Origin of the sequence: Timaviella obliquedivisa GSE-PSE-MK23-08B, from assembly GCA_019358855.1 — a bacterium.
Lineage (GTDB): Bacteria > Cyanobacteriota > Cyanobacteriia > Elainellales > Elainellaceae > Timaviella > Timaviella obliquedivisa.
In genome coordinates, this window is record JAHHII010000005.1 from 1 (window position 1) to 26828 (window position 26828).

General features: G+C 44.2%; 28 protein-coding genes. 12 read left to right on the forward strand and 16 right to left on the reverse strand.

What is annotated here, in order from left to right:
• Positions 1-190: 190 nt before the first annotated feature.
• Complete coding sequence (locus tag KME11_10660; protein ID MBW4515674.1) at positions 191-2551, reverse strand: response regulator; 2361 nt, start codon at positions 2549-2551, stop codon at positions 191-193.
• Between the two features lie 159 nt (positions 2552-2710).
• On the opposite strand from KME11_10660, the gene KME11_10665 reads away from it, so the two are divergent.
• Positions 2711-3076, forward strand: coding sequence for a hypothetical protein (locus KME11_10665; GenBank protein ID MBW4515675.1), 366 nt, complete (start codon positions 2711-2713; stop codon positions 3074-3076).
• 142 nt (positions 3077-3218) lie between these two features.
• Entirely contained in the window at positions 3219-4481 is a 1263-nt protein-coding gene (locus KME11_10670; GenBank protein MBW4515676.1) for a PQQ-dependent sugar dehydrogenase, read from the forward strand.
• A gap of 168 nt (positions 4482-4649) precedes the next feature.
• Here the strand turns inward: KME11_10670 and KME11_10675 are convergent, their stop codons facing one another.
• The 11 genes from KME11_10675 to KME11_10725 form a co-directional block, all read right to left on the reverse strand.
• Positions 4650-6161, reverse strand: coding sequence for a GMC family oxidoreductase (locus KME11_10675; protein ID MBW4515677.1), 1512 nt, complete (start codon positions 6159-6161; stop codon positions 4650-4652).
• 23 nt (positions 6162-6184) lie between these two features.
• Positions 6185-6793 (reverse strand): heme-copper oxidase subunit III, encoded by a 609-nt coding sequence (locus KME11_10680; GenBank protein MBW4515678.1) that lies wholly within the window; start codon positions 6791-6793, stop codon positions 6185-6187.
• On the reverse strand, positions 6790-8505 hold the full coding sequence (gene ctaD / locus KME11_10685; GenBank protein ID MBW4515679.1) for a cytochrome c oxidase subunit I: 1716 nt from the start codon (positions 8503-8505) through the stop codon (positions 6790-6792). The genes KME11_10680 and ctaD overlap by 4 nt, the downstream gene beginning before the upstream one ends.
• 51 nt (positions 8506-8556) lie before the next feature.
• Positions 8557-9519, reverse strand: coding sequence for a cytochrome c oxidase subunit II (locus KME11_10690; GenBank protein ID MBW4515680.1), 963 nt, complete (start codon positions 9517-9519; stop codon positions 8557-8559).
• A gap of 38 nt (positions 9520-9557) precedes the next feature.
• A complete protein-coding gene (locus KME11_10695; GenBank protein MBW4515681.1) occupies positions 9558-10160 on the reverse strand; it encodes a DUF2231 domain-containing protein in 603 nt (200 codons plus the stop codon).
• A complete protein-coding gene (locus tag KME11_10700) occupies positions 10157-10657 on the reverse strand; it encodes a DUF2231 domain-containing protein (protein MBW4515682.1) in 501 nt (166 codons plus the stop codon). The genes KME11_10695 and KME11_10700 overlap by 4 nt, the downstream gene beginning before the upstream one ends.
• A 475-nt stretch (positions 10658-11132) precedes the next feature.
• Positions 11133-11369 carry a high light inducible protein gene (locus KME11_10705; protein ID MBW4515683.1) on the reverse strand — a complete coding sequence of 79 codons (237 nt, stop codon included), beginning with the start codon at positions 11367-11369 and terminating at the stop codon, positions 11133-11135.
• Between the two features lie 288 nt (positions 11370-11657).
• The gene (locus tag KME11_10710) at positions 11658-12143 is read right to left on the reverse strand and encodes a DUF4383 domain-containing protein (GenBank protein ID MBW4515684.1); all 486 of its coding nucleotides are present in this window, start codon (positions 12141-12143) and stop codon (positions 11658-11660) included.
• A 279-nt stretch (positions 12144-12422) separates the two neighbouring features.
• Positions 12423-12932 carry a response regulator gene (locus KME11_10715; protein ID MBW4515685.1) on the reverse strand — a complete coding sequence of 170 codons (510 nt, stop codon included), beginning with the start codon at positions 12930-12932 and terminating at the stop codon, positions 12423-12425.
• A 260-nt stretch (positions 12933-13192) separates the two neighbouring features.
• Positions 13193-13921 carry a Crp/Fnr family transcriptional regulator gene (locus KME11_10720; protein MBW4515686.1) on the reverse strand — a complete coding sequence of 243 codons (729 nt, stop codon included), beginning with the start codon at positions 13919-13921 and terminating at the stop codon, positions 13193-13195.
• Positions 13922-14743: 822 nt separating this feature from the next.
• Positions 14744-15214 (reverse strand): hypothetical protein, encoded by a 471-nt coding sequence (locus KME11_10725; protein MBW4515687.1) that lies wholly within the window; start codon positions 15212-15214, stop codon positions 14744-14746.
• A gap of 842 nt (positions 15215-16056) precedes the next feature.
• Here KME11_10725 and KME11_10730 point away from each other — a divergent pair.
• Both KME11_10730 and KME11_10735 read left to right on the forward strand, forming a co-directional pair.
• Entirely contained in the window at positions 16057-16188 is a 132-nt protein-coding gene (locus KME11_10730) for a hypothetical protein (GenBank protein ID MBW4515688.1), read from the forward strand.
• A gap of 15 nt (positions 16189-16203) precedes the next feature.
• The gene (locus KME11_10735) at positions 16204-17067 is read left to right on the forward strand and encodes an SDR family oxidoreductase (GenBank protein MBW4515689.1); all 864 of its coding nucleotides are present in this window, start codon (positions 16204-16206) and stop codon (positions 17065-17067) included.
• 483 nt (positions 17068-17550) lie between these two features.
• Here KME11_10735 and KME11_10740 read toward each other — a convergent pair whose 3' ends face one another.
• The 4 genes from KME11_10740 to KME11_10755 all read right to left on the reverse strand — a co-directional run bounded on the left by KME11_10740 (position 17551) and on the right by KME11_10755 (position 21659).
• Positions 17551-18525 (reverse strand): YegS/Rv2252/BmrU family lipid kinase, encoded by a 975-nt coding sequence (locus KME11_10740; protein MBW4515690.1) that lies wholly within the window; start codon positions 18523-18525, stop codon positions 17551-17553.
• Positions 18526-18964: 439 nt separating this feature from the next.
• A complete protein-coding gene (locus KME11_10745; protein MBW4515691.1) occupies positions 18965-19588 on the reverse strand; it encodes a hypothetical protein in 624 nt (207 codons plus the stop codon).
• Between the two features lie 376 nt (positions 19589-19964).
• Positions 19965-20996: a hemerythrin domain-containing protein gene (locus KME11_10750; GenBank protein MBW4515692.1), complete on the reverse strand. Its 1032-nt coding sequence runs from the start codon at positions 20994-20996 to the stop codon at positions 19965-19967.
• Positions 20997-21476: 480 nt separating this feature from the next.
• On the reverse strand, positions 21477-21659 hold the full coding sequence (locus tag KME11_10755; protein ID MBW4515693.1) for a YqaE/Pmp3 family membrane protein: 183 nt from the start codon (positions 21657-21659) through the stop codon (positions 21477-21479).
• A 248-nt stretch (positions 21660-21907) separates the two neighbouring features.
• On the opposite strand from KME11_10755, the gene KME11_10760 reads away from it, so the two are divergent.
• The 8 genes from KME11_10760 (at position 21908) to KME11_10795 (ending at position 26657) form a co-directional block, all read left to right on the forward strand.
• On the forward strand, positions 21908-22324 hold the full coding sequence (locus KME11_10760; protein MBW4515694.1) for a phage holin family protein: 417 nt from the start codon (positions 21908-21910) through the stop codon (positions 22322-22324).
• 137 nt (positions 22325-22461) lie between these two features.
• Positions 22462-22644 carry a CsbD family protein gene (locus KME11_10765; protein MBW4515695.1) on the forward strand — a complete coding sequence of 61 codons (183 nt, stop codon included), beginning with the start codon at positions 22462-22464 and terminating at the stop codon, positions 22642-22644.
• A 168-nt stretch (positions 22645-22812) separates the two neighbouring features.
• Positions 22813-23007 (forward strand): hypothetical protein, encoded by a 195-nt coding sequence (locus KME11_10770; GenBank protein ID MBW4515696.1) that lies wholly within the window; start codon positions 22813-22815, stop codon positions 23005-23007.
• Between the two features lie 27 nt (positions 23008-23034).
• Complete coding sequence (locus KME11_10775) at positions 23035-23925, forward strand: TIGR02587 family membrane protein (protein ID MBW4515697.1); 891 nt, start codon at positions 23035-23037, stop codon at positions 23923-23925.
• Positions 23922-24359 (forward strand): TIGR02588 family protein, encoded by a 438-nt coding sequence (locus KME11_10780; protein MBW4515698.1) that lies wholly within the window; start codon positions 23922-23924, stop codon positions 24357-24359. The genes KME11_10775 and KME11_10780 overlap by 4 nt, the downstream gene beginning before the upstream one ends.
• A gap of 126 nt (positions 24360-24485) precedes the next feature.
• Positions 24486-24692: a hypothetical protein gene (locus KME11_10785; GenBank protein ID MBW4515699.1), complete on the forward strand. Its 207-nt coding sequence runs from the start codon at positions 24486-24488 to the stop codon at positions 24690-24692.
• Between the two features lie 20 nt (positions 24693-24712).
• Positions 24713-25960: a PRC-barrel domain-containing protein gene (locus KME11_10790; GenBank protein MBW4515700.1), complete on the forward strand. Its 1248-nt coding sequence runs from the start codon at positions 24713-24715 to the stop codon at positions 25958-25960.
• A gap of 322 nt (positions 25961-26282) precedes the next feature.
• Positions 26283-26657: a hypothetical protein gene (locus tag KME11_10795; protein ID MBW4515701.1), complete on the forward strand. Its 375-nt coding sequence runs from the start codon at positions 26283-26285 to the stop codon at positions 26655-26657.
• The last annotated feature ends 171 nt before the right edge of the window (positions 26658-26828 follow it).

A 26828-nucleotide genomic window follows, 5' to 3' on the forward strand; every position in this document is an offset into this window, starting at 1 on the left:
ATCGGTGGAAGAATTGAGAGAGCTACTGGATCGACTCCTGAATCAAGGAGAACTAAAGATTAAGTGGCAACGAAAAGTGAAGAACAAAGGAAATGGGCTACTTGCAAGTTAAATGTTGAGTAGCTTACTACAATTCAGCAATGCCGATTTTTGAGCGTTGCTGACTTACGCATGAAAAATAGAGAAATATTTATCGATAGGTGGCGATCGCAAAATCGGTCAGATGTTGCTTTTTCTTAGCTTGTTGCAGTGCCACATCTGCCGACCGATAGAGCGATCGTAAATCGCTGCCATCTTGAGGATACTGAGCAACCCCAGCGCTTAAGGAGACTTGAAACTGATCCTCAGCACTATAAAAAGGTTGGTGCTCAAGCATTTGGCATAGTATTACAAGCCTTTGAACTGCCTCCTCCGCTACCATGCCGTACATCCCCACCACAAACTCTTCTCCTCCCCACCGCGCGATCACATCCTCGCTCTGAAAAGATTGCTGCAACAAATAACCCACTTGACGAAGCACTGTATCGCCAGCAGCGTGACCATATCGGTCATTGATTTGTTTGAAGTGGTCTAAATCTAAAATCGCAAAGGACAAAGTTTGTTGATGGCGATCGGCTAAACTAAGCAATTCTTCTAGATCTTGAGTTGATTTTTGACGGTTAGCCACTCCAGTCAGTGGATCAGTTTCAGCAATGCGTCGCATTAGCCTCAGGCGCTCTAGACGAGTGATGATCCGAGCCACCAATTCGGAGCCTACAATCGGTTTACTAACAAAATCGTCGGCACCCGCTGCGAATACTTGATCAATGATAGAAAACTCGGTATGAGCCGTCAGAAAAAGGATCGGCAGCCCACCCCAGCGAATATCATTGCGAACTACCTGACATAATTCAATGCCCCCTAAATAGGGCATTTCTACATCTAGAATCAGCAGATCGGGAGAACATGTTTCGAGGGTTTCCCAAAATTGTTCTGGGTCTTGAAGCATCGTAACCTTCAAACCCCAAGGTTCCAGCAACGTTTTTAATACAGGGACAATTTCAGGATCATCATCAACAACCATGATCTTGGTTTGAGCAGGTTCAGCGCGCTTCAAAACTTGATTAACAGCTTCAAAGACTTGAGTTAAGGAGAAAGGCTTTTGCAAAAAGAACCGTCCGCCATGGCGAGCAACTTCCACGCGCTGAGTTAAGCTAGCTTGATTAGCAAATACCAACACAGGAATAGGGGGCATTCGACGCTGAAATTTGCTGAGCAGTGCTAGGCTCTCTTGACTGTTTGAAGAAATTTCTAAATCCAATAAAACAATGTCAGGTTGATGTTGATCGAGAATAGATTGAGCAATCGCTAAATCAGGAGCGATCATGCCTCTGAAACCTTGTTTCTCTGCTTCGTGGGCTAAGGCTTCGGCTAGGAGACGATCGCGATCGGCAATGAGCAGCAATGGATGAGTGTTAGCGACGGCAAATTCAGGGGTTTTTTCTTCTATGGGTTGTTCAATATCTTGCCGCAACCCCATTACCCATGCCTGAAATTTTTGCACCTGGTCTGGGCTTAACGCATCTGGCGATCCTAGAAGTTGTTCGATATTTCGAGCCAAATCACCGCCATGGGGAAAGCCAAACATGCTTAAAGATCCTGCCAAAGTATGAGCATCTTGTTTAGCTTGCTGGTGTAGTTGAGGGTCAAGAGATTGAACTAGCGCGGCTGCGGCTGCCTTCTCTAGGACTTCGACCTGGGCACTCACTTTTGCCTGAAAGCGATGCCAAATTCCGGCAACAATGGCTAGCGATTGGGACTGGATGGCTTGTGGCGGTATAGGCTGATTGTCGGAGGGATTGGGTTTCTCTTTGAGTTTTGCTGGAACGTGCTTTACGTTCAAAGGTTTTAGCCGATAACCAATGCCATAGACCGTCTCAATTAAGGTAGCAGGAGCACCTACTGTCTTAAGTTTTTGCCGCAATCCTTTAATATGGGTTCTAACTGCTTCTTCTCCAGGCATATCCTCGTATGTCCACAGATGCTCTAGAATGGCATCACAGCTAAAAACACGGCGATTATTGCGCAGGAATAGCTCAAGCAAGGCATACTCTTTAGGGGTGACCGAGAGCAGCTTGTCTTGATAGATAACTTCGCAACTGCTAGGGTCAAGTTGTAGTCCTCCCCATTCCAGCAAAGGTTGGGTGCTAGAGTTAGCTCGCCGCAGTAACGCTCGAACTCGAGCGACTAGCTCTTCTGTATCAAACGGTTTAACCACATAATCATCGGCACCCGCATCTAACCCTGTCGCTTTTTCGTGCTTACTATCTCGTCCGGTGAGCAATAAGATTGGCATTTGATGACCTTGCGATCGCACCTGACGGCATAGACTAATACCATCTAACCTGGGTAACATTACGTCTAAGAGCAACAAATCATAATCGAATATTTCAATCAACTCTAAACCTACTTGACCATCTTGAGCTAGCTCGACTGCGTAATTTTGGTCAGAGAGAATAATACGTAGGGCTTGAGCAATAAGCTCATCATCCTCAACAACCAGAATTTTCATAGCAATGAGTTCTCCTGGAGCAGTGGTAAAGCAGATTCAAAATCACCTTTACCCTACTATATATGATGGTTTATATGATGGTTTTAGTGCATTGATCATTTGACGTGGAAAGGCAACGCATCTTGAGATCTAATTCAAATTTGAATGCAGATAGGGTTAATGATGAAAAAAATCAAGCCGTTGGGAATTCTCATCTTTATTCTATTTCTTTGGTTCTCTTGGCATGTTACTCCTGCTCAATCAACGACTCAGGTAGAGTCTCGGATCTCACGGATAGAGCTAGAAAATACAAATCTTCGTTCTCGGATCAGTCAATTAGAGTCTCAAGTTTCTCGGCTTAGCTCTGGTGCAGGAGTTGATTTTTCGCCCACTGTTCCCGATCGCTTATCTTCTGCTGCTTCGCCTTTAGCCGATGACCCAACCTTTAAGCGGTTAGCAACATTGGTGATTGAACTGAAAGAGCGAGTAGTTGCGGTAGAAAACCGGGTAGCCCCGATCGCTCCCTCGCGATCGCCTAGTCAGTAATCTTGTGAAACATAATTTTTATGTTTCACAAGATTTTAGAACGCAATCAACTTGTAAAAAAAAACGGTTAATTGCAGAAGAATATTTTCCGCTTTACACTCATAAGGGTGGTCACTTTTACAAACCTTTAAACGGTAGTTTTATGAGTTTGATCAACCGTCAAGCAATTGCATTACTCACAGGATTTTGCGCTGTTGGCTTTGCCGCTTGTAGTTCTTCGTCCCCTAATATTTCGTCCCCTAATATTGAGCAGAGCGATCGCGCTTCAACTCCAGTGGCGACTGCCTCTCCCCAGCCTAATGCCTTAGCTGCTGCACCGCCACGCTCGAATGAGTGCAGCTTAGTGGAGTCAGGATTTGGTTCTCCTGGAACCGTTAAGATCCAGGTCGAAGAAGTTGTTAATGGCTTAGAAGCACCCTGGGGAATTGCTTTCTTACCCAACAATGACCTCCTGGTAACTGAGCGGGCTGGGCAAATACGGCTGGTGAAAAATGGACAGCTTCAGCCTACGCCTCTAGCCGAAATTCCTGCAACTGAGGCGGGAGAAGGTGGGCTTTTAGGGATTGCGCTTCACCCTAATTTTGCTGAAAATCGCTGGCTTTATGTTTACTACACCACGCTGAAAAGCGGTTCTCCAGCCAATCGGGTTGAGCGCTGGCAGATGGCAGAAAATGGACAGAGTGCCTCAAGCGATCGCATTATTATTGACGATATTCCAGTGGCGCAATATCACAACGGTGGACGGATTCGCTTTGGCCCCGATGGAATGCTATACGTTGGCACAGGCGATGCTCGCCAGCCCAGCATCTCCCAAGATCCCCAAAACCTAGCTGGGAAAATCCTTCGTCTTACGCCAGAGGGAGAAGTTCCCACTGATAATCCGTTCTCTGGAAATCCTGCTTACATTTTAGGCATTCGCAATACGCAAGGCTTTGATTGGCTGGATGCATCGACGATGTGGGTTACCGATCATGGCCCCAGCGGCGAACTAGGGTTGCGGGGATTGGATGAAGTTAGCATTGCTAAAGCTGGAGATAATTTAGGCTGGTCTGAAATTTCGGGCTGTGATAGCAAAGCGGGGTTGGTTCGTCCGCTGTTAACCTGGCGAAATGCGGTACCGCCAGGAGGAGCCGCTGTTTATACCGGAACTGCCATTTCAGAGTGGCAGGGCAGCTTGATGATTGGGACATTAGGGTCTACGCATCTTCAACGGGTGGCGATCGCTCCATCAGGGCAACTCCAGCTTCACGAAGTCTACTTGCAGGGTGACGAACCTCAGGGATACGGTCGCCTCAGGGAAGTCATTATGGGAAACGATAACGAGCTATATGTTACGACTAGTAATTGTGATGGTCGAGGCAACTGTCCCTCAGAAGGAGACAAAATTCTTCGGATTACTCGCTAGCGATCGACTCTTAACGCTAAAATTCTTCGGATTACTCGCTAGCGATCGACTCTTAACGCCTAGACCAACTTTAGGTATTCCTAACGAAAACACAACCCCCTTCAAAGTCCCTTTCCTTTAGGAGAGGGATTTAGGGAGAGGTCTCTCTCGCTACGTTATCAACTAATTTTACTCATTCATCAAACGCTGAATTAAATGATCACCCACGCGAAGAGCATTGGCGATCACAGTGAGTGCCGGACTCACGCTTGAACTGGAAGGAAAGAAACTGCTGTCTACTACATAAAGATTATTAACTTCGTGAGTGCGACAGTTAAGATCCAACACCGAAGTTTGAGGATCTTCTCCAAAACGGCAGGTGCCACACTGATGGGCAACCACCTGAATTGGCATGTCGCTACGTGGAAACACGCTACTGCGATTAAATCGAGAAGGTTGGGCTGCTTGCACTGCTTTTAAGACATCAAGCCATCGGTAAACTAAGCGATCGTGGGCTTCCACATTGCTGGGATTGTAGTCGATGTGAAGGCGATCGTCCGATATCCGCACTCGGTTATCAGGGTTGGGTAAATCTTCGGTTTGCAGCCACCATCCTATTGAGCGAGTGGCTAACTGCCGCAACCCAAATTCCGGCATGATGCGCGTAAAGATAGAAAGGAGCGGTGGCGCTTCAGAAAAAATCACATCTTGCAAAATGCCGCCTGCCTCTTGAACGTTTCCCATAGGGTAAGGATATTGGTCATCTCCCCAGTAAAAATCGTTGACTCCAAGCGTTCGTTGAGACAAGCCAGAATGGGCAGAGGAAGTCAGTTGTACCACTACCGATAACTGCTGTTTCATCAAATGCCGCCCAACTTCATCAGAGCTATTAGCGATGCCATTGGGGTGCTTTTCATTGGCAGAACGAAGCAGCAGCAATGCCGAATTGATCGCACCACAAGACAGCACAATTATACTGCCTAAAAACAAGTAGTCTTGCTGACCGACTTTGGCTTGAACTGCTTTAATTTCAGATCCAGAGGGATTAGTGTAAAGGCAAACAGCTTGAGCAGAGGTTTTAAGAGTGACGTTGTCGTATTTGAGAGCGGGACTAATGCCTGTATCTTCTGAGTCAGTTCTGCCCTGATCTCCTAACCCCAACGGTAGATGGCTAGGATGCAACCCCTGCTTTGAGAGGACTTCCTTAATTATTTCAATCTGAGGTTCATGCGCGACTTCTGCGAAGGGATAGGCATTACTGTGCGGCGGTTCAGTCGGATCATCATCAAGTTTGCCATGAACCTGATAAAGCTTTTCAGCCTCGGTGTAGTAAGGTTCAAAGTCTTGATACTTCAGTGCCCAAGCTGGAGAAATGCCGTCTTTGTGCTGTACTTGCTCAAAGTCTCGTTCTCGCATCCGCATTAAAACGCCACTATAAATTTTAGTATTACCTCCGACGCAATAGCTAGTCTGTGGATAGAATGGTTCTCCCTCGTTGTCGTACCACTGTTCTGGTGCGTGATACTGCTCTTTCCTAAACACTTCTGTATCAACCAATTCTGAGCTTTCCTTCTCAAGGAATCCTCCTTGCTCTAGAACCAGAATTTTCTTGCCTGTTGGCGCTAGCTTATGCGCTAATGTCCCTCCTCCGGCTCCGGTACCCACAATGATGACATCATAGTGCTGATCATCAATAATCATAGTTATTCCTCTACGCTGCTAACCTATTGCCAAACATAAATGAGAATGAATAAGACAATCCAAATGACATCAACGAAGTGCCAGAATAGGGATGTTGCTTCAACACCAAAAAAACCGTTGTCGTAGTTTCCTGGAATAAAAGAACGAATTAGCATCAATACCTGAAGTAGAATGCCAGTGAGAACGTGCAGTCCATGAAATCCGGTCAGTAAATAGAAGGTGCCGCCGAACAATCCGGAGGTAAATCCGAAGGTCAAACTACGCCATTCTACTGCTTGCCCATACAGAAAATAGCTCCCCATGGCGATCGTGGCTACTAGAAATAGGCGGAATCCCCATAGCTTTTTATCGTGCAAATAGCGCTCGGCAACATAGATGATAAAGCTACTAGAGACGAGAACGATCGTATTAATTCTAGGAGCGCTAACTTCAAGCCCTGTTACCCCCTCTGGATACCAATCGATCGCCATGGTTTTGTAGACCACATAGCCTACAAAGAAGCTCAGGAAAATAACGCTTTCTGAGAGTAGAAAGACAACAAAGCCAAACTTGCTATTGCTTGCTTCATCATGCTCCTGTTCTTGCCTAACGCTGGCTTCGACATCTTGGGCGATCGCTCTTTCTGCCGTCATAGTGCCTCCGAATTAGGGGACTGGATCAAAAAATTGGGTTGAATCAAGCCAGGATTTGGGTTTGCCGCAACCAAGGGCTGATTACTGCCATAGCCATAGGGTGCAGCAATAACCACTGGAGTATCTTCAAAGTTTTCAACTGAAGGGGGTGAAGAAGTCAGCCATTCTAGCCCGATCGCCCGCCAAGGATTATCGCCTGCCTTCTCACCCAAAATCCAAGAACTAACCATATTGAGAATAAATGGCAGTGTCGAAATTCCCAGTAGAAAGCCGCCTAAACTCGCCAATACATTCCAGTATGCAAACTCTGGATCGTAGGAAGCTACTCGTCTGGGCATTCCCATTAATCCTGCTGCGTGCATGGGTAAGAAGGTCAACAGCGTACCAATAAACGTCAAGACAAAGTGAACTTTGCCCAAGCCCTCGTAATACAATCGTCCTGTAATTTTTGGAAACCAGTGATAGAGCGCTGCATAAATGCCAAACACAATGGTGCCGTAAATCACGTAGTGGAAATGACCGACGACAAAATAAGTATTGTTCACATGAATGTCAATCGGAACGGATGCCAGCATAATTCCTGTCACTCCGGCAAACACAAAATTAACGATTCCGCCTAAGGCAAACAGCATTGGCGTTGTTAGCCGAATCTTACCGCCCCAAATGGTTGCAACCCAACCAAATACTTTAATGCCCGTAGGAACGCCAACTAACATTGACGACACCATAAACAAAATGCGCATCCAGCTTGGCGTGGCGCTGGCAAACATGTGGTGCACCCAGACTAAAGCGCTAATTCCAGTAATTAAAACAGAGGAAACAGCAATAACTCGGTATCCAAATAGCGGCTTCCGAGCATGAACGGGCAGCAGTTCTGAAAATATTCCAAAGACAGGCAGAACCATCACATAGACTGCCGGATGAGAATAAAACCAAAAAAAGTGCTGGTACAAAATGGGATTGCCGCCCCGCTCAGGAGCAAAAAAACTGGTGCCTACTGTTAAATCGAGCAGCAGCATCACGGCTCCAGCCGTCAGCGCTGGAAGCCCGTAGAGTTGAATCATTTGAGCCGCCAACACCGACCATACGAATGCAGGCGTTCTAAACCAGGTCATTCCGGGTGCCCGCATCTTGAAGATAGTCGTCACAAAGTTAACGCCACCCATAATCGACGATACGCCCGAAATTGCCACCGCCAAAATCCACAACACCTGACCGTTGATCAGATTACCTGTAGGGTTTTGTAAGCTGACGGGCGGGTATGCCCACCAGCCCGACTGAGAAGGGCCCCCGGGTACCAAGAAGCTAGCAATCATCAGGATGCCGACCACGGGGATAAGCCAGAAAGAGACGGCATTAAGGCGGGGAAATGCCATATCGCGCGCGCCAATCATTAAAGGCACCAAATAGTTGGAGAGTCCGACCAGCACCGGAAACGTCCAGAGAAACAGCATGATGGAGCCGTGCATGGTGAACAGGGCGTTGTAAACTGTGCGATCGACTAAATCAGTATCTGGGCTAATCAGTTCTCCTCGCATGATCATTGAGAGCAAACCACCCACCAGGAAAAAGAAAAATGATGTGATGATGTATTGAATTCCAATCACTTTGTGATCGGTGCTGAAGGTAAAAAACCGCTTCCAGTTGTCAGGTGCGCCGGGGTAAGGCTGTGCGGTAACGCCATCCATTGCCTCAAGGGAGATGTTAGTCATACAAAGCGATCCTTAGACCTTAAAGAGCCAAATTAGCAGAGATACATGTAATTAATCAGGCGAACTGTTAACGTACGCCTTGGGTGAGTAATTGACAATAGGAGGTGAGGCAGGAGTAACACTTTTCCAGCCGCCAATGTTTCCACTTTTGGTGCCTCTGGTATATTCAAAGTCAGCCTGATTGTAGGCTGGGCTAGGAGTTTGAGCCGCAGCATCAGTCAGCCACTGTTGATAGTCGGCAGGCGACTGAACAACAATGTTTGCTTGATTGGCGGCAAAATAGGTGCCACTGTACAGCGAGTCACGTAAGGGATAGGTGCCGATGCGAACAGGTGTAAACTCAAAGTCAATGGTACGATTCGGAACGATATCTTGCTTTAGGCGAAATGCAGGTACATAAAATCCGTGTAAGACATCATCGGAATGCATGGCTAAATGAATCCGGCGATCGACAGGTAAATGCAACTCAGTACTGGTAACGTTTTGATCGGGATAACGAAATACCCATGACCACTGTTTTGCTGTGACTTCGATGTCTTCAGTGGGTGCAGTCTTCTGTGCCGTTTCAATTTCTTGTTGAGGCGTGTCGTCAAAGGGTGCCGCATTAGCAACCTCTACCAGTTGAGGTAGGTGCAAATGCACCAATTCCATCGGGCCTCGAATCGACATTTTGTCATAGGTGCGGTAACTGGCAGTTGAAAGCCCTAAGACCAGAACGATCGGGACAGCTGTCCAAATAATTTCTAGTAGGGTATTCCCTTCAATGTGAGGTCCATCACTAAAATCATATTTTCCGGCTCGGTGAAATACCAGCGAATATAAAATAGGAATCGTCACGCCTAACAATATAAATGTACCGAGTCCTACAAAAATGCTGAATAAATCGTCAACCAGCTTAGACTCAGCCGCTGCTTCTGGCGGAAACCAAGAGTAAGATTGTTGTGCCATCCATAAGCTAAAAAAGCCTAGAAGAATGGCTAGAACAGACAGGATTAAAATTGCGCGGAGTTTCATAGTCAGCACAGCTAGAAAAAAGAGAGGATCGAGATATTTTACAGGCTTTGATTCGGATTTTTACCCATTCTTAGCAACTGGTCGGCAGTAGTATGAATGCCAAACTCGCCGCCTAAGTGTGCGCCTAAGGTGCCCTGAAGAAACATTAGTACGAAGATGAGTAAACCCACTGCAAGGTAGCTCCATTGCACCTGTCGTGACATATCTTTGCGCCAGAGGTAACGCTGAAAGCCTCGCCATACTGTCATCCCCACAATCAGAGTCAGTAAAACAACGCCGCCAACGCCGTGCCATATCATGGTTTCCATAGCTTGCAAGCCCCAGGAACTGGTAACGTCTGTTAAGGGTTCTGCTAGCAAGATTTCATATAATCCACTGGCGATCGTGAAAAACGTGATAAGCGCTGCGCCTAGCATGTTGAACCAGCCGACGTTAAACAAATCAGAACGGGTGACGGGAATGGCGAGGTATTTGAAGACGGCTTTTTCTACTGGAAAAAGAACTCCTACGATGTCGAAGGCGATCGCCGCAATAAATAGTCCTAGCGTTAAATGCACTAGGTTAGGATGAATAGGAACAATGTAGGGTAGCCCGTTTGCTCCAAGTTGATCCCGCATTTGATTCATTAAGTCTGGATTCATAGTAAGTCTCCCCTGCGAGTTGCTTCTATAACCGGACTGCCATGTAATCCATAGACCCACACCAGCAAATCGCCTAGATAGGTTTGAACCAGCACCAGTGCCACCAATAAAAGGCTGACGACCATGTAAGCCATGGGTAATTGAAGTTTATTCTGCGATCGGATGACATAGCGCCACCCAGTCACCCCCGCTAAAACACCCGACAGTGACCAGCCTAAAATAGTGTGTAAGTTTAGGGTTGCAACGGCTGCATCGTAAGGTTCTGCAAGACCTGCCTCAATTTGCCCAAAGATTACGGCTACAAACACTGAAACAGTTGCAAATGCTAAATTCCACCAACTTACTTCATATAGCCGCGAGTTCTTTGTAAAGGATGCAGTAATGTCGCAAAAGACCGCAAACAGCACCATGGCAATGACAAAGTGAATAACAATAGGATGGATAGTATCTGGATAGGGCAGATTGTGCTCGTTGAGCGGTGGCAGGTAGTTAAACACAGGGTTTCAGGAGGGGGTAGAAGGAAGCAGACCAGCAGCAATTGTCTGGTAATCTAACACAACTTTCAATTTCTACCTTATGATATGTTGCCCTAGCAACTCTTCGTGCATTCTCTGCAACACTACTAGGGGAGTTGCAATTAAATAACGCCCCGAACCGCCCCCTAAATCTCTTATTCTGCGGGACTTCCGAACTTGTCAAAGTCCCCCAGAATGGGGGATTTAGGGGGCTGATAAGTCAATGCATCCCATTGGGGTTTTATTTTCACGCAACCCCTTAGGCGGGTTTTGACAGCAAAGCTACACTTCTCATCCTCAAAGCTACACTTCTTATCCTATTGTTAATGTTCCGTTCACTAAAGCTTGAGTTAAAAAAATCCTCACTTAATTTACTGCTTTTTGAAAAACAATAAACTAAGTGAGGACTCAGCACTCTATGGTGCCCAATCTATTTCAATCCAGTTAAGGTTAGACCCTAACCCACCAAACGCAGGACATCTCGTAGCACACTAAATCCGCCAATATCCCAAAGAAGATAAGCTACGAAGCCAAGCATTGCTAAACGTCCATTCCACAATTCTTGCTGAGGATTAAAACCAAAAATCCAAGCATTACGATCGACCCCATTGTACTCCAAATTCAAAGGCGCGGAATCAATTTTTGCAGTAGCGACTGTTGCTCCAGCATCTTCAGCAATCACTTCGTTTACCATGTTGTCTGTTTCGGTCTGCATAGCCACTAGCCTCCCAATAATTTACTCGTACATGCTACTGAGCAGTTCAATGCAATAACGTCTTACTCTGGAAATATCCTTTCTTACAACCTGGCTGTGCCTGTGGTTAGAGGTTGTCTGAGAAGTCTAGGTTGCTATCCAATCCGCCCCCTAGATCCCCCGTTTTAGGGGACTTCGAAGAAGGAGTGGCTCGGAAGTCCCCCAAAATTGGGGGTTGGGGGGCGAGTGTAAGAATCTTTGATACTTTTCAGACATCCTCTTAGAGCCTTACTGAAAGTTTGCCGTTAGCCCTGTTCCTTTGGTAACCAAGCCAGGCTTAACGAAGCCATAGTAGGCAGCGATCGCTGCTGACAAAAAACTCAATCCAACATTGCCACCATAAAGCGGCATAGTGCCAAACAGGGTATTAGCGAAAGGCAATAATCCTAGAAGAGCTTCTGCACCATACATGACTGCGAAAATTTGCAGAAAAGCGATCGCGCCGCCCACGCTTGTAAAGGCAGCAATTCCCCATAGTCCAACCAAAATACGAATTGCATTGTGGAAATAATTAGTAGGGAATAGACCGAATACGTAACCATAGCCTGGGTCAGGATATACGCTTGTTGTAGGATGTGAGATTGTATCTGGGATGAATGTAAAACCTGGTACAAAGCCCACAATTCCTAGAAAAAGTAACGATACTCCTAAGATTAAGGCAACGGTACGAGGCACACTTAATTCTGACTGTTGAACGTTAGATTGCTGGAACATTCCTTTTCTCCATTACTTTCCATCATCATTTCTGTAAGACATGACGTACTGACTTAAACGTCTTGGATTTCATGGTATTGACTTAAAAAGCGATCGTCTGTCTATCAATAGAAGGATTATTTTTATAGCCTAAATTGTAGGAGCGATGGAATGTAACAGAGTACACTAAATTCCTAGCGTCATTTGTGGCAGGGATGCATTTTGCAACATTCTAGTCCCACAGAAATATCTTATAGAGCTAATAGAAATAAAGCTAATAGAACTGCTCTAGCGAACTTGCTAAACTTGTTGGCTATTATCCCGCTCTTCAATCATATCGACCACCACTTCAACCAGTTTATAAACATCAACAGGCTTAGAGAGGCACTTTTGAAAGCCTGCTGAGCAAATCTCTGCCTGCTCCTGCTTCCCGGTATAGCTCGTAACTGCGATCGCTAACATTGCTTGAGTGGCTTCAGCCGTTAAATTTCTGGCTTTACGAATAAGAGTAAGACCATTTTCATCAGGCAAGAAAATTTCGCTGATTAGGACATCAGGAGGTTTTTCTTGGATATGGGTGAGTGCTTTGGCGCAAGAGGTTGCCGTAATCACTTCGGCTCCTATTTCTTCTAACACCAAAGCAAATAATTCACAAATATCAGGATAATTATCTACTATGAGAATTCGTAAACGATTGAAGGACTGGCGCTGTAAAGCAAAGCTGTTTATTTCTGGCACTACAAAATTTGTCTTGCTAACAATAGACGCAAACGCATTGAGTGGACAATCAGGCTGTAAATTTAGTAACACGGTTACTCCTAGCTACGATTGTTCTCTAAGAAATCTACTCTGAGGTTGTAGACCAAAAGTAAAGACGTTTACTGTTACTCGATCGCTTTTGATGGACTTAACAGCCAAGGTCTTGGCAGGATGCTTTCAGAATAGGAATGTCAGTTTATGTATACACTAAATGTTTCTCAAGTCATAGTCTGTACGGTTTTAAACATCTGTAGGAGTTTAAACAATGTAAAAGAGAATGTAAAAAAGTTATTTTTAGTTAAATTTGGTGACTATGAAAAGCGATCGCTCAGCAGGTGAAGCACTTCAGCCTGACCTGACCTGTAAACCTCTCCAGCAAACTCCTCTAAAGCATTTCGGTTAAGAATTGTAATGTGACCCCGGCGATACTGAATTAGCTGAGCCTGACTAAGGGCACTAGCGGCAACCGTCACACCGGATCTCCGAACGCCCAGCATTTGGCTAATGAACTCTTGAGTTAAAGCAAAAGTTTCGGACTGTAAAGAGTCTGAAACCAATAGAAGCCAGCGTGCTAATCGTTCTTCAATGGTATAGAGCCGATTGCTGACCGCTGTTAGGGAAACTTGTGCCAAAAAAGATTGGAAGTAGCGAAGCAACAGATCTTGTAGTTCGCCCCCTCGCCTAAACTCAGTTCTGATAATTTCTGTAGAAACTCGGGTTGCCCACCCCTCTACCTGCACGTTCGCTCGATGAGTTTGCGTCATTCCCCCTAAAAGAGCCGGAAGTCCAACCATGCCCTCTATACCCACTACACCCACTTCAATAATTGCCCCTTCTTGCATAGGGTAAACCAAAGAAACAGTCGCAGAATGAGGAAAGTAAAGGTAGGGAATAGGCTCATTAACATCGTAGAGAACCTGATGAATAGGAAGGGTCACAGGTTCTAAGTCAGGCTTTATCCGTTGATAGACTTCACCAGATAAAGCGGCTAACAGCCAGTTAGAAGATGGGTTAGAAAGTTGAGATTGAGGGGTAGGCATGGAAAACCTGCTTTCCTAGGTAAGTTGGCAAGAATACTTGACAAGGAAAGGGGGGTTGAGCCGATCAAGATGCCAAACTAAGAAACTTTTCTTAACCTGAGAATATCATACCCTGGGTAGATAAGAGGAAATTTTATACCTCTAAAGATATACCAAACTTTTCTGGTTGAGTACTTATCTGACTTAAAATAGGGCGTTGCTGAATTCTTAAAATAGAGCGTTGCTGAATTGTAGTCTAGAAATTCGGTTCCCCTGCCCTCTCAGGGAAGGGGATAGGGGTTAGGTTGAGTCGGCAACGCAGCAAGATAGACCTCTCCCTCAACCCCTCTCCGGAAGGAAAGGGGCTTTGAGCAGGTTCATAACTTTCCGTTAGCAAGGCTCTAAGTAGAAGATGCTAAAAACCCAAACATGGGTTGCTGAATTGTAGTCTGGAAATTCGGTTCCCCTGCCCTCTCAGGGAAGGGGATAGGGGTTAAGTTGAGTCGGCAACGCAGCAAGATAGACCTCTCCCCCAACCCCTCTCCTGAAGGAAAGGGGCTTTGAGCAGGTTCATAACTCTCGTTTAGCAATGCCCAAAATAGAAGATTCTAAAAAACCCAAACATGGGGTTAACCCTATAAGAGCGCAGGCACTTTCAAAGGCTTCAGGAATACACGAATCGTAGTGTCTGCTGGCACCACTAAGTTGTAACGTGCTAATGCAATTGTGGTGGTAGGGATCTATTGTTTATTCAGCAATGCCTGTTTGAATATTCTGCAACAACAAGCTCGGTATCCAACGCTAAAACCGCCCCTTATCTCTAACTCAAGAGCTTTTCAAAAATCATTGACTGAGAAGCTGAGAACCCTGACAAGGTGAAGTGTCAAAATAACTATTCTGGAAATGCTCTAAAATACAAGTACTTAGTTGCTCTATCTCTGCCTCTTGTTCGTCAATGTAAGACTGAATCTTTTGAATCTCTGCCTGCGCCTTAAGGATTGCTTGCCGCTTGGTTAGTTCAACACCTGCGATCGCCCCTTCCATGACTGCTCTCTCACTAGCATCACTCGAAGGAATTTCTGGCAGAAAAGCAATAGCATCAGCAATAGCCTCATCAATCAGGCAGTAAATATCGCTATAGGTCTCTTTCAAGTCATACAAAGGACTAGCAATTGTAACCGCGACTTGTAAATCATCAGCACCTTTACGCATATCTCTAACTCTGTGAAAGACACAAGCCTTAACAATATCTCGCAAATGAGACAGCCTGCTCGGAGCTTGAAAAGGACGATTAACACTCGCTACTGAGTTCATAGTCTTGGTCTTGATGCCAACCATTTCAGATTCTCTCCTTCACAAAGTGAGCTACGCCATCCCTTAATATTTCTTTTTCAGAGTTTTCAGAATATTCAAAGTAATTAGAATATTCAAAGTAATTGATTGTTGAAAACTACCATTTCAGATCTCACTATCATAGTAGTTAACTAACTAAAGTATAGATGTCCACCTAAAGATAGATTGTATAAGATATTTAAAAATCCTAACTTTATTTAAGCCTAGTATTAGGTTAGGCTAAACGCTGTGATGTTTTGTAGGCATGGTATAGACATGATGGTCGGTTAATAAAGCATAAAATAAAACACAAATTGATTTTTCACTTAAACTCAGACATTTTCTAAATTTTTTAAGCCGAAGGTTTGACTATGAACTCGCATATTGACTCGCAACTAACATTACCTAATTTATCCGGTTACTCTGCTCAAAAATGCACTTCTAAAGTGACATCTCCAGCCATGATTAGTCGGCGTATTTGTCCATGCTGTTGCAGTACTTTATTGCGTCATGCACGTTCTGGAGAAATTTATTGGCGTTGTAGTACTTGCTACCAAGAGATGCCAGTCTAGCTGTTGGGGTATCCCAGAGCTTAAGAGCAATCTAAAATCACTATTTTAGATTGCTGTAGGTCTATCTCATGGAAGAACCACCTCTAAAGTAGATTGTTTAAGCTTAAGTTAATTCGTCATACAAACTTGTGCGCACGGGAGTAAGGCATTAGTGAGATTGAATATTACTGCATAGCTTAGCTGAAAAGGAGAGATTCTATGTCATTACCTGTAAACTCTAGTGACTTTGAATTGACAATGGAACAAGAGTTCATGTTAGTTCGTTATAATCAACAAATTACCGAAATTTCTCAAGAAGATCTACGTGCAGCTTTACTAGAAATTACACGGCAGTTAATGATCAAAGACAATGTTATTAGAACGCTAGTCAAAGCTGGAATTTAATGGGAGGAATATTCAATGTCTCAACAAACCGAAACGTTACAGCCGCCTCAGCATCAAGAACATCAGCCAGGTAGTGAAGCAGAGATGGTACCTAGACCCAAGTTTGAGGGAAGTCATTATCAGGGTAGCAGGAAGTTACAAGGCAAAGTTGCGCTTATTACTGGAGGCGATAGCGGGATTGGTCGAGCTGTTGCTATCGCTTACGCTAAGGAAGGAGCCGATGTAGCGCTCTCTTATCTTAATGAACATGATGATGCCAATGAAACTAAAGCAAAAGTAGAGCAAGAGGGCTGTCGATGCATAGCGATCGCAGGTGATTTAGGGAGTGAACCTTTTTGCCAACAAGTTGTTGAAAAGGTCATTGATGAGTTTGGTCAACTCGATATTCTGGTTAATAATGCAGCCGAGCAGCATCCTCAAAACAGCATTGAAGATATTACTGCTGAACAATTAGAGAGAACCTTTCGCACCAATATTTTTGCAATGTTCTTTTTAACTAAGGCTGCGATGCCTCACCTTAAAGAGGGGAGTTCTATCATTAATACGACCTCTGTCACTGCCTATAAAGGTAGCCCTTGGCTGTTAGATTACTCTGCTACTAAAGGGGCGATCGTTGCATTTACTCGGTCTCTATCGTTAGCGCTTACTCAGAAGGGAATCCGAGTCAACGGAGTTGCTCCAGGTCCTATTTGGACACCTCTAATTCCATCAACCTTTCCCGACGAGAAGACAGAAGACTTTGGAAATCAGGTTCCAATGCATCGAGCCGGTCAGCCTGAAGAAGTTGCCCCTAGCTATGTATTTCTGGCTTCATCTGATTCTTCCTACATAAGTGGGCAAGTGCTCCACATTAATGGTGGTGAGATTGTTAATGGATGAGGCTGCCATAAGTATTGAATGAAGGGAGCAAACTAATCTGCTCCCTTTTTTGGCATTGCTGAATGCAAGTATGAATCCTGTTCCCCTGCCCTCTTAGGGAAGGGGCTAGGGGTTAAGTCGAGTCGGCAACGCAGCTAGGTAGACCTCTCCCTAAATCCCTCTCCTAAAGGAAAGGGACTTTGAACAGCTTCATAGTTTTGTTCAGCAACGCCACTTTTTTGTATCCCTAGACAAAACTTGAACCTTTTCAAAGTTCTTTTCCTTCACGAGCAATGCTCTAGCAGAGGTTTCTCTGTATTATCAAAAAAGGTCGTTGCTGAATAAAATTATGAAAATTCAGTTCCCTTTCCTTAAGAGGGTGTCTGAGAAGTATCAAAGATTCTTACACTCGCCCCCTAAATCCCCCGTTTTGGGGGACTTTGAAGAAGGAGTGGCTCGGAAGTCCCCCAAAATGGGGGATTTAGGGGGCTTAGTTTAGAAGTTTCATTCCTCCTCATGCGTTTCCTTAATGGTTACAGTTAAATTAGGGAGACCTGTTAATTTCTCTATTGGTTGCACTTCTTCTACTTGAGGCGCAAACACTCTTAAGCTTTGAGGTAAGCATTCAACATCAATAGGCGTATCCCCAATGATCTCCCCATCTAGCACTACTTTTTGAGGTGGATTAGTAGTCACTCGAAAACGCCGAGCCCGGAGGTAACCTACGTCTTCACGTTGCACTGCATCCCCTCTTAGGGCTGAGGTTAACAGGTCATAGGAAGCAGCGATCGCCTTTACTTTAGTGGCTGGTGAAACAATCGTTAAATCTAAAAGCCCATCATCAAAAATAACTCCTGCTGACCCCTGCGCCAAAATAGAAGTAGGAGGTGCTGCATTAGCGATCGTAATTGCAGAAGCGGTCACATTTATAATTTTGTCTTCGGTTTCAATTTCTACATCGAAATGATTGAGACGGCGAAGCTGCTCAATGCCCGCCAACACGTAGGCTAACATCCCTAACCGATCTTTAGAATCTCGATCGGCTAAGTCTACTGTTTCGGCTTCAAATCCAATTCCTGCTAAGAGAACCATTGGCATTCCATTACAGGTTGCCGTATCAACTGTTCGAGTAGCACCCCCTAAAATTGTGTGACAAGCTTCATCAATTGCCGTAGGTAATTCTAAGGCATTAGCGAAAGCATTAGCAGTCCCGCGTGAGATAATACCCAACGGAATTTCAGTTCCTGCTAGAGCTGCTGTCGCTGCTGAAATAGTGCCATCTCCACCAGAAGCAATGATTGCTTCAACGCCCTCTTGAACAGCTTGATGAGCCAGAGTAGCGGCATCAGTCTCAGGAGTTGTGAAGCGAATGTCAAGGGCGATCGTAGGCTGCAAAATTGAGCAAATAAGTGCTAACTCTTGTTCTGAGTCGCCCTGCCCTGCCACAGGATTAAAGATCAAACAGGCTGAGCGTAGCATATCGGAACCTCAATACTAGATGAAATTTAGAGAGACGCTGATTTTTTCTGATCTAACTCTACTCTTAAGATAAACTGTCTGCATTGCTAAGTAAAAGTATGAAAGTCTAATTACTATCCTTTTATCTTTTATTAGAGGGCTAGGTTGAATTGAAAAGTAGCCAGGCTGTCTCCTCCCGACCCTGCCTTAAAAAAAAGAGTTTTGAATAGATTGACTACCTCCGTTCCCCAAGCTAGTTATTTATCTCACCTACAGTACTTGTTTGGCTTGCCTTACACAAAGTCGAAACTTCTTAAAAAGAATAACTGAAAGTTAAAACTCCTACATCTCGCAAACTTCCTAAAGTTAAGATCCCACAAAAGAACAACGCTTTTGTGGGATCTGCTTTGTGAGGTCTACCTGTGGAATCTTACCGAATGGCTATTAAGAGCGCTAAATACTACCGAACTTCGCGCACTTCTGAACGAGGACTCCGAGTTCCCACTGATGCTCCGACTAACGAAGCGGCTAGACCTAACAAGGAACCCAACACAAACGAACCACCAATCTTAGCTGTGTTACCAGCAATATCGCGCGTTTGTTGAGCCGTTACATTAGGAGCAGTTGCAGGAACATCAACAGTCCCTTGCTGAACTTGATTAACAATATCGCCAGCATTAGCAGCAACTACGCCAAATGCACCTGAAACACCGCTAGCTAACAACCAAGAGCTAAGCGCTAAAGTTGTAGCCCAAAGAATTGCACCATTTAACAGTGCTGTATTCTTGTTCATAGGACCACAAGCACGAGCCGTAACCCAGCCTCCTACAAACAAAGAGATAAACAAGCTGATAATTGACCAAATACCAACCGCAGCAGCAGCATTATCTGCATTGGTGCGGGGAGCACCAGAACCAGCGATCGTAGTAGCTCCGATCGCAGCTCCCAGAGCACTCAAGATCAGTTGAGTAGCCAGCGCTATCACCAAACCCGATAGAATCGGACCCCAGCGGACGCGGTCATGATAGTCAGCGACAGGAACTGCCATAGGCTGCATTACATTGACAGGTCTATCAGGGGTCATAGGGTGTTCAGAATATGTCATGATTAATAAGTTCCTGATGGAAGTGTGAAATTGCTGTTGCATTACAATATAACGAGCCTTTGTAAGTCACACCTACCCTTAGATAGATAAAACCTAGAAAATCCTCTTCCTTGTGTTGGAAGACATGAAAATTGAGAGAATCTCTAGAGAACTAAAAGAATTTACCTATATTAATTGGGCATGTAAAACATTACAAAAAATCCTGTTTGGAGCTTTAGGTAAAAGCTCCAAACAGGAAGAATACAGGTTAAATCCTCATAGTCCTCATAGAACAGTATTTCCCCTCAGCATCTCAATCTATTGCCTATTACTAGAAGCAATACTTAAGCTACGAAGGCGACCTCTTCTATCTTGGCTACTGAGCAGCTATTTCTTGCTGAAGCTGACTCTTAGCAGTTTTGAACTGAGTCGCAAGATTTTCTTGCTGGTCACTGCTACAGTTATTGCGAATTGCAGCAAACATCGTGCTCTCTTCTTGGCGAACGTGATCCATTACAGTTTCTTTTAACTGATTGAGTTGGCTTTTAAACTCAGGAGCAGTAGGACTTAGAGCCAGCAAGGAATCTAGCATAACTTTCATTGATGCTTGCTCGTCATATAGCTCTTGAGTGTCATGTTCACCATAAAAAGAACGAACTGCTGGATAAACCACCTGTTCTTCTGCTTCAGAGTGAGCTGTCAAATCTTTGTAGATTTGACCAAAGAACTCTTGAATTTTCTGAGGATCATCAGTACCCTCAATTTGCATAAACAGAGTGTTGACTTTGGCGTGATCCATACGGATTACATCCTGGATATTCATCTCATCGTCTGTGTGGCTGATAGCGCTACCTGCAACGCCTGTAACGGCTGCCACTGCATCTTGAACCCTTGCCCAAATTCCTTGCTTTGCTTCTTGACCTGTCATTTCACGTACGCCCAAGACTTCCAAGACACCCTTAAGTTGCTCTTGGTGAGCACGGTTTTCGAAGTTAACTGCATTCAACGGTGTAATAGCAGCTTCAACATCTGCACCAACAACTTGGGCTGCCTTGTGAACCAGCAAGCCACTCATAACTTGCTGATGCTTAAGAAGTTCATGCTGAGAGACTTTTTCAAAAAGAGACAATTCAGAACCCTTCATTAGTCCATCAACCTCTTTCACCATCTTTTCGACAGTTTCCTTAGGTTTGCCTTGAACACCGTATTGCACGATCACGGTGTCCAAAATCCCCATATTTTTACGATCGCTTTCTAGCATCTTGTCCAATTGCTGACGGATCTCAGGATCGTTGCAAGCCACTGCTAACTTTTGCTCGTTCTCAATTAGCAGATCTTGGACAACCTTCATGCTGGCTAGTTTTTCACCGATCGCCATCCGTTTGGAATCATCAAGAGTAGTTACCATCTTTATGTTCTCCTAAAGGCTGAGTTATTAACTGACTCCTTTAAGGTGCCATAGCAGTCTATTAGGTTCCTCTTTCCAAAGAACTAATCTTTGCGATACTTCTACCTCTATAGCAAGGCTAAAGCTTAGAGGATGTCTGAGAAGTATCAAAGATTTTTACACTCGCCCCCCAACCCCCCATTCTGGGGGACTTCCGAGCCACTCCTTCTTCAAAGTCCCCCAAAATGGGGGATTTAGGGGGCAGATTGGATAGCAACCTAGACTTCTCAGACAACCTCTTAGACGAGATATAAATTAATGCTGGGTTAAAAAGCAATGTAGGTGCAGCATGATCTTTTTCACGCTACACCTGCATTGCTTTAAACTTAATTACTCTTCTAATTTGCCATCAGTCTAGCTTGTTAATGCTTATCAATGATGATTCTCCGATAGCTACTCCAACAAAAATAGCTACTCCAACAAACATCTATTCAGCGCAGCCTAATAGACTCTTTCAGAGTTCTCATAATGCTTGACGATCGCCCAAATGCCATGAATGCTACCAGGAATCCACCCAAGAAATGTTAGTAAAACATTAATCACTAGAGTAGTACTCAAACCGTAAGTCAAAAAGACACCTACTGGAGGAATCAGAACACCTAAAATTAGATGAAGAACTTTCATGCTATTTACCTTTAAGAACCCTTAAGGACTCAACTTGTATTACTACTTACTTATGTATGCTATGTTGCCAACAATAAGCAAAACTTGCTTCCTTCTTTAGGAGGAACAAAATTTAATCCTGAAGCGATGAATTCTCGTAGCTTATATCCTTCTCAGGAGAGAAGCAGCTTCGGCTCCATCAGTTGAAGATTAGATCTGAATATGAATTTACTAACAAGTGCTTACCTGGCATAAGGAAGGAGAAATTTATGATCCGTTCTGCATTAACTGTGTTGGCTACTGCCCTAAGTCTATTAATCATTGATCTAGTTGTTCCCGGCGTTAATATTGCAACCTTTCCCGCTGCGCTAATTGCTGCGATCGCCCTAGGTCTTGTGAACATTGGAGTTAAGCCAATTCTCTCTTTACTATCTCTACCGCTTAACTTCTTAACGTTAGGAGGGTTCTCACTAGTCGTCAATGGACTATGTTTTTGGCTAGCCTCTTTATTAGTTCCTGGCTTTAGTGCAAGTGGTCTAATAGCCATTATTTTAGGTCCTGTTGTTCTATCTTTCGTGAATACTTTTCTAAGCCGTTACTTTGTCGAAAAGTACCCTACGCTGGCATCCGATGATAAAGCAAATATTAGGGGAGCAATGGATGATGTGAAGGGGGCAATAGAATAACTATGCCAAACGTCAAGAGTCATACGAGGTAAGTCGGTGGACAGAGGCTTTACAGACATCTCTATCTTTTAGGGGATGAGTTAATCTGAAACCTTAGATAGATTATAGAAGTCAATTTGAATTCTCCAGGAGTAGTTATGAGTATTGAAGATCGGGCTAAAGCAGTTGCTAAAAACATAGAAGGCAAAGCTCAGGAAGCGATGGGTGAAGTGACAGGAGATCCCCAAGACAAAGCTGAGGGCAAAGCAAAGCAAGCTGAATCTAAAGTCCGCCACGGCGTTGAAGATGCGAAAGACGAAGTTAAAAAGGTTGTTGACTAAATTGACGCATTAGAGCGCTAAGTTATTCAGCGCATCATCTTTACAAGTGATGCGCTGAATTTTAGATCCTACACGTTTACCCTAAAGGAATTTAGTAAGGTTCCCCTTATGATCAACACTTTAACCGCATCGTTTTTGTTATTAGTTGAGGCGATCGCCCCTGACACGATTGCCAAAGAGCAGGCACTTTCCTCTGATGCTTTAATCGCAGTGGCAGTCATTGGTTTTCTTGCCGCTACTGGAATTGGCTCTGTTGCCTGGTACAACTCGAAGCGCCCTCCTGGTTGGGAAGATAAGGAACGTCCTGCAATTGTTCCTGACGTTGAGCCTAGCGATCATCCTGGTCTAGGCAATCCTGAGTAAAAGTCGAGTTACGGGCACCTTGGTATTATGAAAAGAAGTCGTAGAAGACAAAGAGCTAACTGGACTCGTGAATTGGAAGATATTACACGAGGTGCCTGTGGAGGATTCTTATTTGGTATTCCTTTGCTTTACACGATGGAAGTCTGGTGGATTGGGTCTACCGTTTCTCCAATTTTAATGCTTTTAGCGATCGCCATAACGTGGACGATCGTTTTTTTTCTGAATCGCACAGAAGGCTTCCGTCGAACTGCAAATATAAGTTTTGTCAATGCAGCCAGAGATACGGTTGAAACAGTTGCGATCGGTTTAATTTGTACGAGCATCATGCTAATAATATTGCAAGAAGTCACCCTGGAGACTCAGTTGAGTGAAGCACTGGGTAAGGTGATCTTTGAGAGCGTTCCTTTTTCCTTGGGTGTAGCTCTCTCCAATCAATTTTTGAGTAGCAATCCAGACGAAAATCGAGTTCAGCCTTCAAAGCAAGCTAGCACTTCGCAAGTTGAAGCTCCAAAGCCTGAGATAAGCGAGACTTTTGCTGATATTGGTGCAACTTTGATAGGAGCTATTATCATTGCATTCAGTATTGCTCCAACTGATGAAATTCCCATGCTAGCAGCAGCAACCTCAGAGGTTTGGCTCTTAGCCACTATTGCAGTCTCTTTACTAATTTCTTATGGAATTGTGTTTGAGGCTAATTTTGCGAATAAGAGCAAGCGCCAACAGCAACGCGGGCTTTTTCAAAGTCCGTTAAGTGAAACTATTATGTCATATTTACTCTCTTTAGTAGCCGCTGCAATGATGCTTTGGTTTTTCCAGCAGCTATCCTTCAACGACCCTGGATCAATGTGGCTAAGCTATACGTTGCTCTTAGGATTGCCTGCAACTATTGGTGGTGCAGCAGGTAGACTGTCTATATGAGTAATGTTCCTTCTTCTGGTAATAAGCCGTCTGAGAGTAGTTCTTTAGAGAGTCAACAGCCGCGATCGGTGGCTGAACAAATTAGCTTTAGTGTTGCTGCTTTATTTTTGGCGACTCTCGTTAGTTTAGTTTGCTATCTTTGGTTCGGTAAGCGTGAGCAGGCACCGCCCAACCCAGTAGTAACTGTTAAGCCACCTCAAGAACTTTCAGGACAATTTCATGTTCCCTTTGAAGTAATTAATCAGGGAGATGATACAGCAGAATCTGTCCAAGTTGTTGCGGAACTTACCCTCAACGGTGCAGTTGCAGAAACAGGAGAGCAACGGATCGATTTCTTGTCGAGTCATGAAACTGAATCAGGTGCTTTCATCTTTAGTCAAGACCCGAGTAACGGTAAACTCGTTATTCGAGTAGCAAGCTATAAATTACCATAGATTATTCAGCCTATTGGGTGATTCAATATGAGTACTTTACCTCTGAGGAGCGAGGAAATTGTCTAAGTAAAGTGCTTATATATAGATACTAAAAAATAATTGCAATAATTCAGTAGAGGAAACGTTATGCCAAGGTTAGCAGGAAAGCAATCCAATGAAGGTCTGCATGTAAGCTTACTAGCCCTGACTGCGATCGCTATAGCAGTAGGCTTAGAGTATGTAGGAGTCATCAATGTTGTTCCTGGTTTTGGGAAAGATAAAGCTGCTTTGAACTTCAACAGCTATGATGTCTCTTCAGATCAATCTGTTGTATCTAAATCTCTTCAAAAATAAAGACTAGGACGTTAAATATTATGCGTAAGGGTAATGAAGTTATTGGTAAGCCTGTTGTTTCATACAGTACAGGACGGCGAATTGATACAGTTAAGGACTTGATTTTTGATCAGAACAGCAATCAACTGTTAGGATTCTTGATCACAGAAGGGGGCTGGTTTAGTAGCCCTCATGTCCTTTTGCTAAAAGACGTATTGGCGATCGGAGCCGATGCGGTTATTATTCCGTCTAAAGATCATGTTTTTGATGCTAAACAGGTTCCTGAAATCTCCAAAATTCTAGAGTACAATAACGTGCTTAAAGGAACGCGCATTCTTACTACAGATGGTCGCAACCTGGGCACAATGGTTGATTTGTACTTTGACAATGAGACAGGGATAGTAGAAGGATACGAAGTATCGGGAGGAATGTTTGCTGATGCTTACTCTGGTCGATCATTTGTACCTACTCCAAAAACGCTCAAAATCGGCAAAGATGTTGCGTTTGTCCCGGTGGAAACTGCTTTATTGATGGAAGAGCAGGTTGGAGGAATCAAGGCAGCAATGCAAGTTGCAGGTGAAAAAGTGCAAGAAACCATGCAATCTACTGGCGAAAAGCTGCAAGATGCAGGAGGGAAGCTGAAGCAGTCTAGTAGTAGTCTTTCCCAAAATTTAGGCGGAAAATTCAACAGTGCCCTAGCAGGACAGGCTGTTGAAGAAGCAAAAGGGTATCGCGTACAGCAGTTTGTTCGCTCGGAAGATGGCTTCATTATTGCAGCACCTGGACAAATTGTGAGTGACTCAGTCGTCAAATTCGCTCGAAGATTTCATCAAGAGGAAGCGTTGCTACAAGCAGTTGGGCTTTCGACCCACAATGCTGCCCACTCAAGAGCTAATGGTATGGCTATGGTGACAGGCGATCGCTTTCGAGTCAGAGCAAATAAAGCTGAAGATCAATTGCAAGAAGGAGCACAAAAGCTCAAGGTAGAAGCTAACCACGTGTGGCGACAGCTTAAAACAGGAATGGCTAACTTTCAAGATCGGAGCAGTCAAGCGATCGAGCAAAAGCGGATTGTGGGCGCTTTAGGTCGTCCGGTTAATCGCGTTATTCTAGACCAACAAGATCAAGTTATTCTGAACGTGGGTGAATTAATTACTCACCAGGCGATCGAGGTTTCTCGTCAGGCAGGAGTTTTAGAGGTTCTATTGAGTTCTGTTTACACTGAAACACCTAAGCTCTCAAGGGAGGACATTGAGGCACCTCATCCAGGTCGAGCCTCTCTAACTTAGTAACTTTAAAGCAAAATGCCAGGAAGTATAGGGAATTAGCTTCCTGTTATTGTGTGGCGGACATTTGATCATTAATTTTGTTGTCTTGAAAAAGCTACTTAGCAATGTTGAAATATAGAATGTAAATTCTACCCTTTCATCTTTTCAGAAAAGAAGCCAGACAAATCTAACCTCTCCTGTCTTGAAAAGAAGAGTAGAGAGTAGGTCTATACTTTTGTTCATTAATGAAAAAAGTGCTCTTGGCTACCTTCTTCCTTAAGATAGAAGACTGCTTGAGCATTTAGGTTAATACTAATGTGAGTTGTTAACGGTTTATCGTATTATGAGTAATCCAAAAGACTCCACTGAGAGTAATCAAAGTGGTACTCCAGATACCTATGACAGAGGGATTATCCCTGCTGAGACGGCTGCACGCAAGGAGCGAGAAGGAGAAGGGTACAAAAACCGCCCAGATGCTCCCGGTAATGACGATAGCATTGATACTGTAGGAGGCTATACAGTAGACAAAGAAGGTTTGGCTAATAATTTTGCTGTTGAACCAGAAATGTATTATGAAGTACCTGGCGATCTGCGGGAAAAAGAAGCTGCATTAGCAGCAGAGCGGGCTGAAGAGATGGAAGAGGTCAACCAGACGAACGAGGATGGTAAGCTGAGTACAGATCATGACGATCGAGGCAAAGGTGTAGGGGTCATTTAAGAATTTCATCTTTCATTATTACAGTACAATTTGGCTGCCCTGCCTTCTTTCCGAAAGCAGGGCTTGCCTTTAAAAATTAACAGGAATTTATCAGCTAATTAAACGGTTTATGGCAAAAGTCAGCATCATGATTTTTTGCTCTATAATTTTTTTAGATGATTTAATGCTCCT